Source organism: Pseudomonas sp. GD04058, from assembly GCF_029836855.1.
GTDB lineage: Bacteria > Pseudomonadota > Gammaproteobacteria > Pseudomonadales > Pseudomonadaceae > Aquipseudomonas > Aquipseudomonas bharatica.
Genome location: NZ_JAOECN010000002.1, coordinates 359,420 through 377,808, shown reverse-complemented (window position 1 = coordinate 377,808; position 18,389 = coordinate 359,420). Strand labels below are relative to the sequence as shown.

The following is an 18,389-nucleotide window of genomic DNA, read 5'->3' as shown; positions in this document are numbered from 1 at the left end:
GGCTTGCCAGCGATGAGGCCATCTGCAGCAACATGGATCTTATTGTCTGTCAGGAGCTAGAGCATTTCTTCTCTGTAAAGAATTCAGGCTTCACCATCCGATTCAAACCCGCATATGGCATCGATCTCTTCGGGAAACCGGACCACAGGAATTGAGTAGTCCAGATAGGCTCCGATACTGTCGGGAAACACCATGGTGATTAGCCACAACACCTTTGCAGGTGCCCACAACACTGCCCAGCGTTTGCCTTTCGGGGTGGATAAGTCCTCCCGAAATTTCTTTCGCCACTGTCGGTAGCCATGCAGAAAGGTGTCTTTGCGGGACATCGGTGGAGGCAACGGATCGGGCATCGGCAGCCCATCCAGACCGTAGTCCATAAAATGTTCTATGTAGCTCAAAAGCTGACGGGCAGACTCACCGCTATCGCGCAATCCCAGATTTCCGCATGAAACCGAAGCCTCTCGTGGAGGTGATTGAGTCCAGTCAACGCCAACCAGCAGAAGAGGGTTGAGAACTGTGCTGCCAGCAGTTCCGCTGGCGATATCAAGATAAGCCACCATGGGATGTATCTCCTGCCAGTCCAGTGTAACCAAGTGCGACTCGCCGGGGATGATGCAATAGATTTTTCCTGTTTTTCTACTAATGCGGACATGTCCGCCCTGTGAGTTTCTGGTAATCAGGTATAACAAGCCTCCCACGGCAGCAGCAACCATCGGAGCCGCAAAAAATGCAATCCACATTTCTCTGGGGTAAGGCCCGGGGATAACGTTATAAATGAATATGTCAGCAATTAGTCCAGCCAGAAATAACGCTCCGATTGCACTGGAATACGCGTTTTTTATCATTTTCCCTCCCGAAAAAACCTCCAGGCAAGCTTCATTAGCTCTACGTACACCAAGATCCTCGCTCACGCAGTCCGGGCTTATGTTTTTATTGAAGCTCATGGTCCGGTAGCGCTTTATCGGAATAGCATTCGCCAATACATTTTGAGGAAGTTTTTTTACCCTGGCCCGTGAGTTCATAGGGGTTTCCTCACGGGAGCCAACATTGCCGGGTCAATCGTTTCAGAAAACCATCCAGAAGATTTGAAAAGCAATGGCTCTGGCGCCCCCGGCTGCTGTAGAAACAAGGTTGGCTGTGCTTTTACGTCGGGCCTGTAAAGATATTCGAGCTCGACTTGCGCGTCCTCATGCATGGTTATAATCCAGCCTCTGTCTACTCCCAGGTCGTCCGTTAGTGAAGAATACAGGAAGTGAGTATCCAAGCTTACTGCGTTACCAGAGTATGCAATTACCTCGTCGGAGCGAAGTCCGGACAATGTCTTTCCGTTCAGGCGAACGTTTAAATCTGCGCGGAAGTCAGTTTTCAGATGATCCTGAAGAGGGAGAATGCAATTTAGACGCAGCTTTCCTGCCGAACCATGCACTTGCTCCCATGCCGCACTGATTTGAGGACTATATTGGACACTACGCCAGGCGGACATTTCATTTTCAAGAGAAAACTTCGGCGTTGACTGACCCCAAGCGGAATGCTTCAAGAGGATTTCCATCGGCCCATGCTCTGCATCGCTGGCTAGCCCTACTAGGTAAGCTGTGAGCACTACCGCTGCCACAGCCACAAGCAGCCAGACGACCGGGATCACGCCTAAAGTCCAAGGCGCAAACCCTGCCACTTTGATAGTCGACAGCGCCAATGAACCAGACGCCGCTGTTGCATACGCAATCAGTCCGCCAGAAAGAGACGCACCCAAATATAGCCAAGCCTGCTCGGGATTGTCCTCTCCCCAAGCCTTGCCTGCCTTGAACAGATCAACGATGGAGAGAATGGCTGCCGAACCGGCTCCGAACATCATTGAGCCGATTTTTATACCGCGTATTTTTAACTCTTTGGCTAAAGCTGCATTTCTTTTCATACCTGCGATATGTGAGGCGGTAAAGAGTCCCACCTCGACCGAGGCACCGATCAGTGCGGTTACCCATCCTATTGTCGCCAAAAAATTTATATAGCTCTTATCCTTCCTAAGATCCTCGATAGAGTTTCTCAACCCCCACATCGCGAGAGCCGCACCCAGTCCCGCAAAAGCTATGCCCGCGGGTTCCTGCATTTTTTTCCACATACGTAATAGCGGATTTCCCTCAGTTGGCATCGCATGAGGTTCGCCCAATATCGTACTCGGCGTTACTTTCTCCCACTCCCAGATCTCTATACGCTGAGTGATTGAGTGCTGTCTGGTATCTGGCAGCGGGCCTGGGCCTTCATCCAGGCGTATATTCCAGCGTTTCTGGATGTCCCCAAGTTCCGTGTAACCCTGAAGCTCCAGCGCCCATTTCTTGTATTGCTCCAAGGGGACATCGCGACGGCCCAGTACGATCCCGAATCGCATTTCTGCGACATGCCTGAGCCGCCGCACGTAGACGTCGGAAGCATGAGGCGGTGCACTGGACAGCGTTGGCCACAGGAGGCGAGTCAACAAATCGGTAATTACAGTTCCAGGGCGTTCGTCCAGCACCTTGTCGACCAGATCGTAAACACGCTTCGCGATAGTCAGCGGGTTATTGAGCCTGCTCATCAGTGAGGCACTTCCAGCACTCAATGCACGCCAAAGCGGACTGTCTTCCGGATTGGCTTCAATTTGCTCGGTCAAAGCCGCCAGGCCCGCCTCCGTATAGGTGCTCACCGCCAGGCAATTGAGTACCGCCTGTTCGAAATCACTCGCATTGTGGGCGCACGAGAGATCGAATAACTCCAGTGCCTTACCCACCAGGCCGGACTTGTTCATCAATCGAGCCCAGACGGCTGCGTCGACTCCTGTTCGGTTGATTGCCTCATCGAAAACCTTCAACTCCTTTTCGTAGATGGCCGTGAAACCTCGGGCACCAGAGAGGTCCACCAATTTGCGCTGGCGCTCCAGCGCCTCGTAAATCTCCTGCTTCTTGCCGCCCTCGTTGTAACTTTTCTCGGCATGCTTGAAGTAGCTGGTCACCAGTGCCGCGCTTTGCAGGCGATGCTTGTTGCTAGCCAGATATCGGTCGCGCTTGGCGACATCCACTGCGCAGATCTGGTTGAGTTCGCTGGCCATTCCGAGGAAGTCATTCAGCACTACCGCAAGTGGCTTGATGTCCTTTCGTGGCAGCAGCGCACGATGCATCGCGTTGAAGATGAAGTCGGTGCTTGCCATCCTCTCCGGCAACACGACTTCACTCCAGGGAAAGTGCCGGGGCCGCTGACTCAGCCCCGGCGAAAGCAGTTCGCTGGTGGAAGAACCCAACAGCACGGCATCGAAGGCATTCTTTTGCTCCGGCCCTCCCTCCGGCTTCACCTCGGTTGCGAGATGCCGCCTCAGCCCGTTGGTATCCTGCTCGATTTTCCACAAGGTGGCGTGGGTGAGGATGGTGTCGCTCATCAATACGTACACCGTCTGCGCAACACTGGTTTCCGGAGCCAGGAGATACAGGGTCGAGCCGGCAATATCGGGCGGTACGTGCCGTCCCGGGGCCTCGTCGTTGTAGTCCGCCTCGCTCCACCAGAGTGGGGCGAACCGGACGTCCATGGTGACCTGATAGTGGCGGGTCAGCATGCGACCGTCCCGGAAGTAGAACAGGTAGACGTAGCTGCCGGGCCTCAGCACTCGCAATCCGTACTCCTTGCCTGCCTTCAGTTCCGGATACCCTTCCACGCCAAGCGTGGGATAGATCGAAGCATTGATCGGCTGGTTCGATACGCCGTAACGCAGCGGATACAACGGTACGCCGCGTTCACATGGTGGAAGGGAAATCGCATTCAGCGTTTTGCAACCAGGCCGGTCGGGCTGTACGGCCTTCTTGAAAGTAGATCGGGTCACTTGGTGGATTCCTTAAAGAGGCTCAAGACGGAAAGTTCTGACTCGCCTTCTGTAAGGTGGAGTTCGATGGCCAGGAACGGATCAGTTCCTGCGGTGGGGTAAGGCGTTTATTGGATCGGATGGCCATTCAATGCTTCCTGCGATTTCCATGGGAATCAATTCCGCAGAGATGCTGAAGACCGGCCAGCTACGGGTATATAGGAAAAGTCTTAACTGGGGCGGTGAAACATCCGTACGTTTGCAGGCGTCGCATCCCATTTCTCGATAGATCCCCACCCATCCCCCAATCCCCAATCCTTGCTAAATATTTCCCTCCCAGTTCGTTCTTGTTGATACGACCAAACCACGGTCACGCCGATCAGCAAGGACCCACCGCATGAATGCCGAACAAGCCCGGACACTCGCCCGCCGTTTCGTCGAGTTGCCTGCCGCCAGGCGCAGCCTGTTCCTTGACGCGCTGCGTCGGGAAGAGGTGGACTTCGCCCAGTTTCCGATTCCGTCCTGCGCCGGGCTCGCCGAGCGCGATGGCCTGTCCCATGCCCAGCAACGCATGTGGTTCCTCTGGCAGTTCGATCCGCAGGGCGCGGCCTATAACCTGCCGGTCTCGGTGTGCCTGAACGGGCCCTTCGACCTGGCTGCCCTGGAGCGCGCGTTCAACCAGTTGATCGAGCGCCATGAAAGCCTGCGCACCACCTTCTTTCAGGAGGGCGAAGAGGCCTTGCAACGGGTCGCCGAAACCGGCCAGGTGGATATCGGCCTGCGCGACCTGAGCGCGCTGCCCGAGGCACAGCAGTGGACTGCCGCCCGCGAAGAGATGGCGACCCAGGCTCTGATGCCCTTCGATCTGCAACAGCGCCCGCTGCTGCGCGTCCGTGTGCTGCGCCTGACCGCCGAGCAACACGTTCTGCTGCTGACCCTGCATCACATCATCACCGACGGCTGGTCCATGGGCGTGCTGATCGACGAGTGCCTGGCCTGCTACGACGCGCTGGTCACCGGCCAGCCGCTGGAGCTGGCGCCGCTGCCGATCCAGTACCGCGACTACGCCCTGTGGCAACGCGCCTGGCTGGAAGCCGGCGAGCAGGCGCGGCAGCTGGAGTATTGGCGCGCGCACCTGGGCGACGAGCATCCCTTGCTGGAACTGCCCACCGACCGCCCCCATCCCGTGCTGCCGAGCCAGCAGGGCAAGTGCCTGCCAATCGAACTCGACAGCGGGCTGCTGAAAAACCTCCAGGGCCTGGCCCAGCAGCAGGGCGTGACCCTGTTCGTGGTCCTGCTGGCGTCGTTCAAGGCCCTGCTGCACCGCTACAGCGGCCAGCGCGATATCCGTGTCGGCGGGCTGATCGCCAACCGTACCCGCAGCGAAACCGAAGGCCTGATCGGCTTTTTCGTCAATACCCAGGTGCTGCGTACCGAGGTCGGCGGCGACACCCGTTTCGACCAGTTGCTGCAGGCCGTGCGCCAGACCGCCCTGGGTGCCCAGGCGCATCAGGAACTGTCCTTCGATGCCATCGTCGATGGCCTGCAGATCCCACGCAGCCAGAACCGCAATCCGCTGTTCCAGGTGATGTTCAACCACCGTCCGCTGGTCAATGCCATCGAGAGCCGCCAACTCGCCTGCGGCCTGAACGTGACCGGGCTGACCGCGGAGCAACTGGGCGAGGACCAGCGCCCGCAGGCCGCCGGCAGCGACCTGATGCTGGAAACCAGCGGCGAAGGTGAACAGCTGAAAGCCTCCTTCACCTACGCTACCGATCTGTTCGACGAAGCCACCGTGCAACGCATGGCCGGGCACTGGCGCACGCTGCTGCGCGGGATCTGCGCCAACCCGCAGGCGCGGGTCGATGCGCTGCCGCTGCTGGGTGACGATGAGCGCGAGTTCCTGACCCGCGGCGTCAACCAGAGCGCCCGCGAGTATCCGCTGGAGCGCAGTTATGTGGCGCAGTTCGAGGAGCGGGTTGTGGTCCATCCCGAGCGGATTGCCGTCAGCCATCTGGCCGACCGGATCAGTTACCAAGCACTCAACGAGGCCGCCAACCGCCTGGGCCATGCCCTGATCGCGGCGGGCGCCGGCTTCGACCAGCCGATCGCCCTGCTGGCCGAACGCGGCCCGGACCTGCTGGGCATGATCATCGGCAGCTTCAAGGCCGGCGCAGGTTACCTGCCGCTGGACCCGGCATTGCCGAACCAGCGGCTGAGCGGCGTGATCGGGCAGAGCAGGGCGCCGGTGCTGGTGTGCAGCGCCGCCTGCGAAGCCCAGGCTCGCGAGCTGCTGCTCGGCAATGAAGCGGTGCAACTGCTGGTCTGGGAACAGGTCCAGCAAAGCGCCGAAACCACCAATCCCGGTCGCTACAGCAGCCCGGACAACCTCGCCTACGTAATCTTCACCTCCGGCTCCACCGGCCTGCCGAAGGGCGTGATGGTGGAGCAGCGCGGCATGCTCAACAACCAGCTGAGCAAGGTCCCGTACCTCGACCTGAGCGATGCCGACGTGATCGCCCAGACCGCTTCGCAGAGCTTCGATATTTCCGTCTGGCAGTTCCTCGCCGCACCGCTGTTCGGTGCCCGGGTGGACATCGTGCCGAACGATATCGCCCGTGATCCACAGGCGTTGCTGGCGCACGTTCAGCAGCAAGGCATCAGCGTGCTGGAAAGCGTGCCGTCGCTGATCCAGGGCCTGCTGGCCGAAGAACGGGTCAGCCTGGACGGCCTGCGCTGGATGCTGCCGACCGGCGAAGCCATGCCGCCGGAACTGGCGCGCCAGTGGCTGCTGCGTTATCCACAGATCGGGCTGGTGAATGCCTATGGTCCGGCCGAGTGCTCGGACGACGTGGCCTTCTTCCGCGTCGATCTGGCATCCACCGAAAGCACCTACCTGCCCATCGGTACCCCGACCGACAACAACCTGATCTACCTGCTGGACGACGCCCTGGAACTGGTCCCTGTCGGAGCCGTAGGCGAGCTGTGCGTCGCCGGTACCGGCGTCGGCCGCGGCTATGTCGGCGACACCCGCCGAACCGTCCCGGTCTTCGTGCCCAACCCGTTCGGCACCCCGGGCGAGCGCCTGTACCGCACCGGCGACCTGGCCCGGCGCCGTGCCGATGGCGTGCTGGAATACGTCGGCCGTGCCGACCACCAGGTAAAGATCCGCGGCTACCGCATCGAACTGGGCGAGATCGAAGCGCGCCTGCTGGAGCATCCGGCGATCCGCGAAACCGTGGTGCTCGATATCGACGGCCCACAGGGCAAGCAGCTCGCCGCCTACCTGGTCAGCCGCGAAGCGGTCGATGCCGACCAGCTCAAGGCCGCGCTCAAGGCCCATCTGCCGGACTACATGGTCCCGACCTTCTTCATTCCCCTCGACGCCATGCCCCTGACCCCCAACGGCAAGCTCGACCGCAAGGCCCTGCCGCAGCCGGACGCCAGCCAGGCGCTGGCGCGCTATGTGGCGCCGGTCAGCGAGGTGGAGCAGCAGCTCGCCGCGATCTGGGCCGAGGTGCTGAAGATCGAACGGGTTGGCCTTAACGACAGCTTCTTCGAACTGGGCGGGCATTCCCTGCTGGCCGCGCAGATGGTCGCGCGGATCAAGAAGCACCTGGGCGTCAGCCTGCCGCTGCGCACCCTGTTCGAGAAGCCGCTGCTGGGCGAGCTGGCCGCCGCCGTTGCGGCGCTGGACACCACGACGAATGAAGACGACTGGGACGACATGGACCAGTTCATGGATTCACTGGAGGAAACCGAAGCATGAGCGGGACCACCACTGCACGTATTGCCAAACGCTTTGTCGGTCTGTCGCTCGATCAGCGCCGTCAGTTCCTCGCCAAACTGCGCGCCGACGGCAAGGATTTCAGCCTGCTGCCCATTGTCGAAAGCCGCCACGACGTCACCGCGATTCCGCTGTCCTACGCCCAGCAGCGCTTGCTGTTCCTCTGGCAGCTCGATCCGACCAGCGACGCCTACAAGATGAGTACCGCCCTGCGCTTGCGCGGGCGACTGGACGAGCAGGCCCTGCAGCGCTCCTGCGACCATCTGCTGCAACGCCATGAAGTGCTGCGCACGGTATTCGACACCGACGGCGAGCAGCCGCGCCAGGTGATCCTCCCGGCGCTGGCGCTCGACCTGCAACGCGTCGAGGTCAAGGACGATGCCGAACTGTCTCGCCTGGCCGGCGAGTTCATCGCGCGGCCCTTCGACCTGCGCAAGGGCCCGCTGCTGCGCGCCAGCCTGTTCCGTTTGAACAAGGAGGAGCAGGTACTGGTGGTGTGCATGCACCATATCGTTTCCGATGGCTGGTCGATGGAGGTGATGGTCAAGGAGTTCGCCCAGAGCTATCAGGCCTTTGCCCAAGGCCGCGAGCCGGAGCTGCCGGCGCTGGCCCTGCAATACGCCGATTACGCCATCTGGCAGCGCCAGTGGCTGGAGGCCGGGGAGGGCGAGCGGCAACTGGAGTACTGGCGCCGGCAGTTGGGCGACGAGCAACCGCTGCTGGAAGCAGCCCAGGATTTCCCCCGCCCGCCGGTGCAGAGTTTCCGTGGCGAGCACCTGAAATTCGATTTCGGCGGCGAGCTCTCGCAACGCCTCAATGCTTTCGCCCGCAGCCAGGGCCTGAGCCTGTTCATGCTGGTGCTGGCCGGCTTCTCGCTGTTCCTGTCGCGTCAGTCCGGGCAACGCGATATCCGTATCGGCGTGCCCAATGCCAACCGTGGCCGCAGCGAGACCGAAGGGCTGATCGGCTTCTTCATCAACACCCAGGTGCTGCGCTGCCAAGTGGACGAGCGCCTGAGCTATCTCGACCTGTTGGCGCAGATCCGCGAGACCTCGTTCGAGGCCCAGGCCCATCAGGACGTACCCTTCGAGCAACTGGTGGACCAGCTGGCGCCGGAGCGCAGCCTCGGCCATAACCCGCTGTTCCAGGCCAAGTTCAACCAGAACGTGGTGCTCAAGCAGGAGCTGTCGCTGAAGCTGCCGGGGCTGGACGTCCGCGAATACCCGATGCACCGCGAGGGCGCGCATTTCGACCTGGCCCTGGATATCACCGATGACGGCCAGCTGATCCATGGCGATATCGCCTACGCCAGCGACCTCTACCAGCGCGCCACCGTCGAGGCCTTTATCCCGCAACTGCTAGGCCTGTTCGAAGCCCTGCTGGCAGCCCCGCAGGCCCCGCTGTATCGCCTTACCGCGCTGCCGCACGCCGCGCCAGCCCCGGCACTGGAGACTGCGCCTTCGGTTCTTGACCAGTGGCAAGCCAATGTTGCCCGGCAACCCGAGGCCATCGCCGCCCGCTGCCTGGGCGACAGCCTGACCTTCCGCGAACTGGACCAGGCCGCCAACCGCCTGGCCCACCATCTGCTGCAACAGGGCGTGGGCCAGGGCCAGCCGGTGGCGGTACTGATGGAGCGTTCGCTGCCGTGGCTGACCGCATTGCTGGCGATTTTCAAGGCCGGCGCGGTGTACATGCCCCTGGATGTGAAGGCGCCGGACGAGCGCCTGCAACAGATGCTGGCGCGTGCCGGTGCCAGGGCCGTGCTGCGTGCCGAAGGCGACCAGCGCCTGGACGTGCCCGTCGATATTGCCTGGCAACCGGCGCTGTGGCAGCAGCAACCGGCGACCGCGCCGGCCATCACCTTGCACGGGCAGTCCCCGGCCTACGTGATCCATACCTCCGGCTCCACCGGCCAGCCCAAGGGCGTGCTGGTCAGCCACGCGGCGCTGGCCAGCTATGTGCGCGGCCTGCTGGAGCGCCTGCAACCGGCGCCGGGCGCGAGCATGGCGCTGGCCTCGACCATCGCCGCCGACCTCGGCCATACCGTGCTGTTCGGCGCGCTGTGTGCCGGTCGCACCCTGCATGTGCTGCCCGAGGCCCTGGGCTTCGATCCGGATGCCTTCGCCGACTATATGGCGACCCACCAGGTGGGCGTGCTGAAGATCGTTCCCGGCCATCTTGCTGCGCTGCTCCAGGCGGCGCGGCCGGCCGATGTGCTGCCACGGCACCTGCTGATCGTCGGTGGCGAAGCCTGCCCGGCCGGGCTGGTGGAGCGGGTGCGCGCGCTGCGTCCGCAGTGCCGCGTGGTCAACCACTACGGTCCGAGCGAAACCACGGTCGGCGTGCTGACCCATGAAATCCTCGGCGATGTGCCGCAGGTGGTGCCGGTGGGCGAGGCGCTGCCAGGTGCCGTGGTGCGGGTGCTGGACGATGTCTTCAACACCGTGGCCGAGCGCGTGCCCGGCGAGCTGTATATCGGCGGCGACAGCCTTGCCGATGGCTACCTCGGCCAGCCGGCGCTGACCGCCGAACGCTTCGTGCCGGATCTCCATGGGCCGGCCGGCGCGCGCCTGTACCGCAGTGGCGACCGGGTACGCCGCAACCGCCAGGGCCAACTGGAATTCATCGGCCGTGCCGACGACCAGGTGAAGATCCGCGGTTATCGCGTGGAGCCGGCGGAAGTCGCCCGGGTCCTGCAAGGCAGGGTGCAGCAGGCGGTGGTCCTGGCCGTGCCGCAGGATGACGACGCCAGCCGCCTGCAATTGCTGGCATGGGTGGTGGCCGAGGGCGTCACTGGCGAAACCTTGCGTCAGCAACTGGCGCAGGTGCTGCCCGAATACATGGTTCCGGCGCAGATCGTGCTGCTGGAGCAGTTGCCCCTGACTGCCAACGGCAAGCTGGACAAGCGTGCCCTGCCCAGGCCGGGCACGGTGCAGCAGCGTTATGTCGCCCCGCAGGGCGAGATCGAGGAAAAGCTCGCGGCCATCTGGCGCGACGTACTCAAGCTGGAGCAGGTCGGCAGCACCGACAACTTCTTCGAGCTGGGCGGCGACTCGATCCTCAGCCTGCAGATCATTGCCCGGGCCAAGCGCCAGGGGATCAAGCTCAATCCCAAGCAACTGTTCGAGAAGCAGACCATTGGCCAGTTGGCCACGGTCGCCAAACTGATCGAGAAGAAGGCGGCGGCCCCGGTGGTCGAGCAGGTCACCGGCAACCTGCCGTTGCTGCCGATCCAGGCACGCTTCTTCGAAACCGATATTCCCGAGCGCCAGCACTGGAACCAGTCGGTGCTGCTCAAGCCGACCCGCAAGCTGGACAGCGCCACGCTGCACAAGGCCTTGCATACGCTGCTGGAACAGCACGATGCCCTGCGCCTGAACTTCGCCCGGCAGTACGCGGGCTGGCAGGCGGTGTTCGCGCCGCTGAACAGCGCCGAGGTGCTGTGGACCCGCGAACTGGCGAACCTTGAAGCCCTCCATGAGCTGGCCGAGCAGGCCCAGCGCAGCCTTGATCTGAAGAACGGCCCGCTGCTGCGCGCCGTACTGGTAGACCTGCCCGAAGGCGAGCAGCGCCTGTTGCTGGTGATCCATCATCTGGTGGTGGATGGTGTTTCCTGGCGCGTGCTGCTGGAAGACCTGCAACAGGCCCTGGCCGGCGCGGCCCTGCCGGCCAAGACCAGTTCATACAAGGCCTGGGCGGAAAAACTGCACGCCTGGGCCAACAGCCCGGCGCTGGAAGCCGAGCGCGACTACTGGCATGGCCTGCTCGACGGCGCCGATGGCGCACTGCCGCAGGACAATCCCCACGGCAGCCTGCGCATCGACACCGCCGCCCATGCCGCCTCGACCCTCGACGAGGAACTGACCACGCAACTGCTCAAGGTCGCCCCGGCGGCCTATCGCACCCAGGTCAACGACCTGCTGCTGACTGCCCTGGCCCAGGTGCTGTGCCGGTGGAGCGGGCAGCCGTCGGTGCTGGTGCAGTTGGAAGGCCATGGTCGCGAAGACCTGTTCGAGGATATCGACCTCAGTCGTACCGTCGGCTGGTTCAGCAGCCTGTTCCCGGTGCGCCTGGCCCCGGCGGCGCATGTCGGTGCCTCGATCTGCGCGATCAAGGAACAACTGCGCAGCGTACCGGGCAAGGGCATCGGCTTCGGCGTGCTGCGCTACCTTGGCGACGGCGATTTCGCCCACCGGCTGGCGGCGCTGCCGCGGGTGACGTTCAACTACCTGGGCCAGTTCGACGGCAGTTTCGACCGGGAGCAGGGCGCCTTCGTCCCGGCCGGCGAAAGCAGCGGTCAGCCCTTGTGCCCGCAAGGCCAGCTGGGCAACTGGCTGAGCGTCAACGGCCAGGTCTTCGATGGCCAGCTGCGCCTGGACTGGACCTATAGCCGCGAGATGTATCGCGCGGACACCATCGAGGCGCTGGCCCGTGCCTATGAACAGGCCCTGGCCGAGCTGATCCGCCATTGCCAGGCGGGCAACCACGGCGTGACCCCGTCGGACTTCCCGCTGGCCGGGCTGGACCAGGCGCAACTGGATCGCCTGCCGCAAGCCGCCGCGACCATCGAGGACATCTACCCGCTGGCGCCGATGCAACAAGGCATGCTGTTCCACAGCCTGTTCGCCAAGGAGGCCGGCAACTACATCAACCAGTTGCGGGTCAGTGTCAGCGGGCTCGAGGCGGCCCGCCTGCACCAGGCCTGGCAGGCGCTGCTGGACCAGCATCCGGTGCTGCGCAGCGGCTTCGTCAGTGATGCCGACCACCCGGTGCAGGTGGTGCAGCGCCGGGTCGAGCTGCCTTTCGTGGAGATCGATGCTCGCGGGCGCGCCGACCTGGACGGCTGGCTCGACGACTGGGCGCGCCTGGAGCGCGACAAGGGGTTCGAGCTGGCCCGCGGCCCGCTGCTGCGTGTGGCGCTGATCCGTACCGAGGATGACCGTCACGAGCTGATCTACACCAGCCACCATATCCTGATGGACGGCTGGAGCAGCTCGCGCATGCTCGGCGAAGTGCTGCAGCGCTATGCCGGGCAGGTGCCGGCGCGCCAGGTCGGCCAGTACCGCGACTACATCCACTGGCTGCAAGGCCAGGATGCCGGGGCTGCCCAGCGTTTCTGGCTGGAGCAGCTGGCCGCGTTCGACGAGCCGACCCGTCTGGCCCAGGCCCTCAAGGGCGCGGCGGACGGCGAAGGCTATGGCGAATACCGGGAGGATCTGGACGCCGGGCTGAGCCGGCGCCTGGTCGAGTTCGCCCGCGAGCAGCGGGTCACCCTGAACACCCTGGTGCAGGCCGCGTGGCTGTTGCTGCTGCAACGCTATACCGGGCAGTCCAGCGTCACCTTCGGCGCCACCGTGGCCGGACGGCCCACCGAACTGGCCGGGATCGAGGAGCAGCTCGGCCTGTTCATCAACACCCTGCCGGTGCTGGCGAGCCCGCGTTGCGAACAGTCCGTGGCGGCGTTCGTGCAGCACGTGCAAGGGCTGAACGTCGCCCTGCGCGAGTTCGAACACACGCCACTGTACGAGGTGCAGCGCTGGGCCGGCTGGAGCGGCGAGGCGCTGTTCGACTCGATCCTGGTGTTCGAGAACTACCCGGTGTCCGAGGCGCTGCAACAGGCGGCACCGGACGGGCTGCGCTTCGCTGAGGTGCGCAGCCAGGAGCAGACCCATTACCCGCTGACCCTGGTGGTGAATACCGGCGAGCGCCTGTCGCTGCGCATCAGCCATGATCGCAGCGCCTTTGGCGTGCGGGCGGTCGAGCAACTGGCGGCGCATTTCAATCATCTGCTGGCGGCGCTGATCGAGGACCCGGCGCGGGCGCTGGGTGAGCTGGTATTGCCAGTGACTGTGAGCCTGGAGCTGGCGGCCTTCCCGAGCGAGCAGTGCATTCACCAGCGCATCGAAGCCCAGGCGGCGAGAGTGCCGGAAGCGGTGGCCGTGAGCTTTGGCGGTGAGCAGCTGACTTATGCACAGCTGAACTGCCGGGCCAACCAACTGGCGCACAAGCTGCGCGAGCAGGGCGTCGGGCCGGATGTTCTGGTTGGGCTGTCGGTCGAGCGCAGTCTGGAAATGCTGGTTGGCGTGCTGGGCATTCTCAAGGCTGGTGGCGCCTATGTGCCGCTGGACCCGGAGTATCCACAGGACCGTCTCGACTACATGAAGGCAGACAGCGGTATAAAGCTGTTGCTGACCCAGGCCGATCTGCTGGGCTCTTTCGAGGGCTATAGCTATGAGAACCCGGTCAACCTGACCTCGCCGGATAACCTGGCCTACGTGATCTACACCTCCGGTTCCACCGGCAAGCCGAAGGGCGCGTTGCTGCCGCACCAGAATGTCCTGCGCCTGTTCGAGGCCACGGATGAGTGGTTCGGCTTTGACGAGAAAGACGTGTGGACCCTGTTCCATTCCTACGCCTTCGACTTCTCCGTGTGGGAGATCTTCGGTGCGCTGATGCATGGCGGGCGTCTGGTAGTCGTGCCGCGTGAGGTGACCCGTTCGCCGGAAGACTTCAACCAACTGCTGGTGGATGAAAAGGTCACGGTGCTGAACCAGACGCCATCGGCGTTCAAGCAACTGGTCCGCGTTGCAACCGAGCCAATGAGCCTGCGCTACGTAGTGTTCGGCGGCGAAGCGCTGGACGTAGGCAGCCTGCAACCTTGGTTCGACCGCTTTGGTGACCAGCAGCCGCGTTTGATCAACATGTATGGCATCACCGAAACCACGGTGCACGTGACCTACCGTCCAATCACCAGGGCAGACCTGGTGCAGGCCGAGGTCAGCCCGATCGGTGAAGCGATCCCCGACCTGTCGATGTATGTGCTGGACACCGACTTCAACCCGGTGGCAACCGGCGTCTGCGGCGAGCTGCATGTCGGTCATGCCGGCCTCGCTCGCGGCTACCACAACCGTGCCGCCCTGACCGCCGAACGCTTCGTGCCCAACCCATTCGCGAAAGACGGCAGCCGCCTGTACCGCACCGGTGACCTTGCCCGCTTCCGTGAAGCCGGTGTGATCGAGTACGCCGGCCGTATCGACCATCAGGTGAAGCTCCGCGGTTTCCGTATCGAGCTGGGCGAGATCGAGGCGCGGCTTCAGGAGCATGAAGGCGTACGCGAGGTGGTAGTGCTGGCGGTCGATGGCCCGGCGGGCCAGCAACTGGCGGCCTATCTGATCCCCGCCAACCCGGATCAGGCCGACCTGCGCGAGACCCTGAAGACCCATCTGAAAGCCAACCTGCCGGACTACATGGTCCCGACCCATCTGGTCCTGCTGGAGAGCTTCCCGCTGACCGTCAACGGCAAGCTGGACCGCAAGGCCCTGCCGAAACCCGATGCGGCCAACCTGCAAGGCGCGTATGTGGCGCCGGTCAGCGAGCTGGAGCAGCAGCTTGCATCCATATGGGCGGATGTCCTGCAAGTCGAAAGGGTCGGCCTGAGCGACAACTTCTTCGAACTGGGCGGCCATTCCCTGCTGGCGACCCAGGTCATTTCCCGCGTGCGCCAGCAACTGAACCTGGAACCGACCCTGCGCAACCTCTTCGAAGCCGCCGACCTGGCTGCCTTCGCCGCGCTGGCCGGGCAGGGCGAGGCCAGCCGTGCCCCGGCCTTCGTCCGCGCCGACCGCAGCCAGCCGCTGGCGCTGTCCTACGCCCAGCAGCGCCAGTGGTTCCTCTGGCAACTCGAGCCCGGGAGTGCCGCCTACAACATCCCGGTGGCCCTGCGCCTGGGCGGCGAACTGGATATCGACGCGCTGGAGTCCAGCTTCGCCGCCCTGGTCGCCCGCCATGAAACCCTGCGCACCACCTTCCGCCAGGACGGCGAGCGCGGGGTGCAGGTGATCCATCCGGCGACGCCGTTCGTGCTGGCAGTGGAAACACTGGCCCCGGGCGAAACCCTGGACGCCAGCATCGCCGCCGAGGTGCGCCGGCCGTTCGATCTGCAACAGGGGCCATTGCTGAGGGTCAAGCTACTGCACCTGGACGAGAACCGGCATGTGCTGGTACTGACCCAGCACCACAGTGTTTCCGATGGCTGGTCGATGCCGATAATGGTCGACGAATTGGTGCGTTTCTACGCAGGCTTCAGCCAGGGCCGCGATATCGCCCTTGATCCCTTGCCGTTCCAGTACGCCGACTATGCCCTGTGGCAGCGCCAGTGGATGGAAGCCGGCGAGCAGCAACGCCAGCTCGCCTACTGGACTGCCCAACTGGGCGGCGAACAGCCGGTGCTGGAACTGCCGACCGACCGTCCGCGCCCGGCGATCCAGCAACTGGCCGGTGCCCGCTGCCCTGTCGCCCTGGATTCAGCCTTGGTGGACAGGCTCAAGGCCGTGGCCCGGGAGCAGGGCGTGACCCTGTTCATGCTTCTGCTCGCCTCGTTCCAGACCCTGTTGCAGCGCCACAGCGGACAGCACGATATCCGTGTCGGCGTGCCCGTCGCCAACCGCACCCGCGCGGAAACCGAAAGGCTGATCGGCTTCTTCGTCAACACCCAGGTGCTCAAGGCCGAGTTCACTGCCGACACCACCTTCAGCCAGTTGCTGCAACAGGTCAGGCATACCGCCCTGCAAGCCCAGGCCCATCAGGAGCTGCCCTTCGAGCAACTGGTGGAAGCCCTGCAACCGCAGCGCAGCCTGAGCCACAGCCCGCTGTTCCAGGTGATGTTCAACCACCAGGCCGAAGCCCGGGGCACGGCGCGTCACCTGCCGGGCCTGAGCGTCGAAGTGCTGGCCGCCGACAGCCAGTCGGCGCAGTTCGACCTGACCCTGAATACCGTCGAGCATGCCGCCGGCCTGGAAGCGGAACTGAGCTACGCCACGGCGTTGTTCGATGCCTCGACCATCGAGCGTCTGGCCAAGCATTGGCGCACGCTGCTGCAAGGCATCTGCACCGACGCCGACCAGCGCATCGCCGAGCTGCCGTTGCTGGACGCCGAGGAACGCCGGCAGATACTGGTGGACTGGAACCAGAGCCAGCTCGACTACCCACGCGGGCAGTGCCTGCCAGCGTTGGTTGAAGCGCAGGTACGGGCGACCCCGGAGGCGGTCGCGCTGGTCAGCGCCGATGCCTCGCTGAGCTACGCGCAACTGAACGCCTATGCCAACCGGCTGGCGCACAAGCTGCGTGAACTGGGCGTTGGTCCGGATGTGCTGGTGGGCGTGGCACTGGAGCGTGGTCCGGAAATGGTCGTCAGCCTGCTGGCGATCCTCAAGGCCGGTGGCGCCTATGTGCCGCTGGACCCGGATTTCCCGGCGGATCGGCTGAGCTACATGATGCAGGACAGCGGCTTGAAGCTGCTGCTGAGCCAGTCTTCGCTGCTGGGGCAACTGAGCATTCCTGAAGGCGTGCAGACCCTGTGCGTGGACCAGCACGGCAACTGGCTGGATGGCTACAAAACCGACGACCTGCCCGCGACTGCCGGCCCGGACAACCTCGCCTACGTGATCTACACCTCCGGTTCCACCGGCCTGCCGAAGGGCGTGACCATCCACCATCAGGCCCTGGTCAACTTCCTTTTCAGCATGGCGGACAAGCCGGGGCTGACGGCGGCTGACCGGGTGCTGTCGCTGACCTCGCTGTCCTTCGATATCGCCGGCCTGGAACTGTACCTGCCGCTGATTCGCGGTGCTGCGGTGGTCTTGCTCAAGCCGCACCAGAACAAGGATCCACAGGCCCTGTTGCAGGTGATCGCCGAGCAGCAGGCCAGCGTGATCCAGGCCACGCCGTCCAGTTGGCGGATGATCCTCGATGCGGCACCGGCTGGCGCCTTGAGCGGCAAGACCATCCTCTGCGGCGGCGAGGCCCTGGGCGCCGAACTGGCCCAGCGCCTGATCGACCAGGCCGGGCATGTATGGAACGTCTACGGTCCGACCGAAACCACCATCTGGTCGGCCCGTCACTACCTGACCCGCGCCGACGATGTCTGGCTGGGCAAACCGCTGGCGAACACCACGCTGCATATCGTCAGCGACGACCTCGACGTACTGCCGGTCGGCGCCCGCGGTGAACTGCTGATCGGTGGCGACGGCCTGGCCCGTGGTTACCACCAGCGTCCGGCGCTGACCGCCGAGCGCTTCGTGCCGGATCCGTTCTCCAGCACCGGTGGGCGTCTGTACCGCACCGGTGACGTGGCCCGCTACCGGGCCGACGGGGTGATCGAATACGTGGGACGCCTGGATCATCAGGTGAAGATCCGCGGCTTCCGCATCGAACTGGGCGAAATCGAAGCGCGTTTGCTGGAGCACCCGGCGGTGCGTGAAGCCGTGGTGATCGATATCGATAACCAGCTGGCGGCCTACCTGGTCGCGGAGCAGGACACCCCGGAACTGCGCAGCGCTCTCAAGGCCCACCTGAAGGCCGGGTTGCCGGACTATATGGTGCCCAGCCACTTCACCTGGCTGGACAGGATGCCCCAGACCCCCAACGGCAAGCTCGACCGCAAGGCCCTGCCCAAGCCCGATGCCAGCGTGGCGCAGCGCGCCCATGTGGCGCCGGTCAGCGAGCAGGAGCAGCAGATCGCGGCGATCTGGGCCGAGGTGCTCAAGGTCGAGCGCGTGGGCCTGACCGACGACTTCTTCGAACTGGGCGGGCATTCGCTGCTCGCCGCCCAGCTCGTTTCCCGTATTCATTCCGGCCTCGGTATCGACGTACCGCTGCGCCTTATCTTCGAGAAACCGCAATTGAACGACTTTATCCAGGCAATCGCCGACAGCGGCCTGTCGCTGACCGAGGACGGCCTGTCCGATATCGAAAAACTGATGAACGAAATGGCAGGAGCCTGAG

4 protein-coding genes are annotated in these 18,389 nt (G+C 63.7%); 2 read left to right on the top strand and 2 right to left on the bottom strand.

What is annotated here, in order from left to right; genetic code table 11:
• Nucleotides 1–83: 83 nt before the first annotated feature.
• Both N7650_RS03440 and N7650_RS03435 read right to left on the bottom strand, forming a co-directional pair.
• Nucleotides 84–1,022, bottom strand: coding sequence for a hypothetical protein (locus N7650_RS03440; RefSeq protein WP_279897123.1), 939 nt, complete (start codon nucleotides 1,020–1,022; stop codon nucleotides 84–86).
• Nucleotides 1,019–3,841: a toxin VasX gene (locus N7650_RS03435; protein ID WP_279897122.1), complete on the bottom strand. Its 2,823-nt coding sequence runs from the start codon at nucleotides 3,839–3,841 to the stop codon at nucleotides 1,019–1,021. Before N7650_RS03435 ends, N7650_RS03440 begins: the two co-directional genes overlap by 4 nt.
• A gap of 376 nt (nucleotides 3,842–4,217) precedes the next feature.
• On the opposite strand from N7650_RS03435, the gene N7650_RS03430 reads away from it, so the two are divergent.
• Nucleotides 4,218–7,589 (top strand): amino acid adenylation domain-containing protein, encoded by a 3,372-nt coding sequence (locus tag N7650_RS03430; RefSeq protein WP_279897121.1) that lies wholly within the window; start codon nucleotides 4,218–4,220, stop codon nucleotides 7,587–7,589.
• Nucleotides 7,586–18,388, top strand: coding sequence for a non-ribosomal peptide synthetase (locus N7650_RS03425; RefSeq protein ID WP_279897120.1), 10,803 nt, complete (start codon nucleotides 7,586–7,588; stop codon nucleotides 18,386–18,388). The genes N7650_RS03430 and N7650_RS03425 overlap by 4 nt, the downstream gene beginning before the upstream one ends.
• The last annotated feature ends 1 nt before the right edge of the window (nucleotide 18,389 follow it).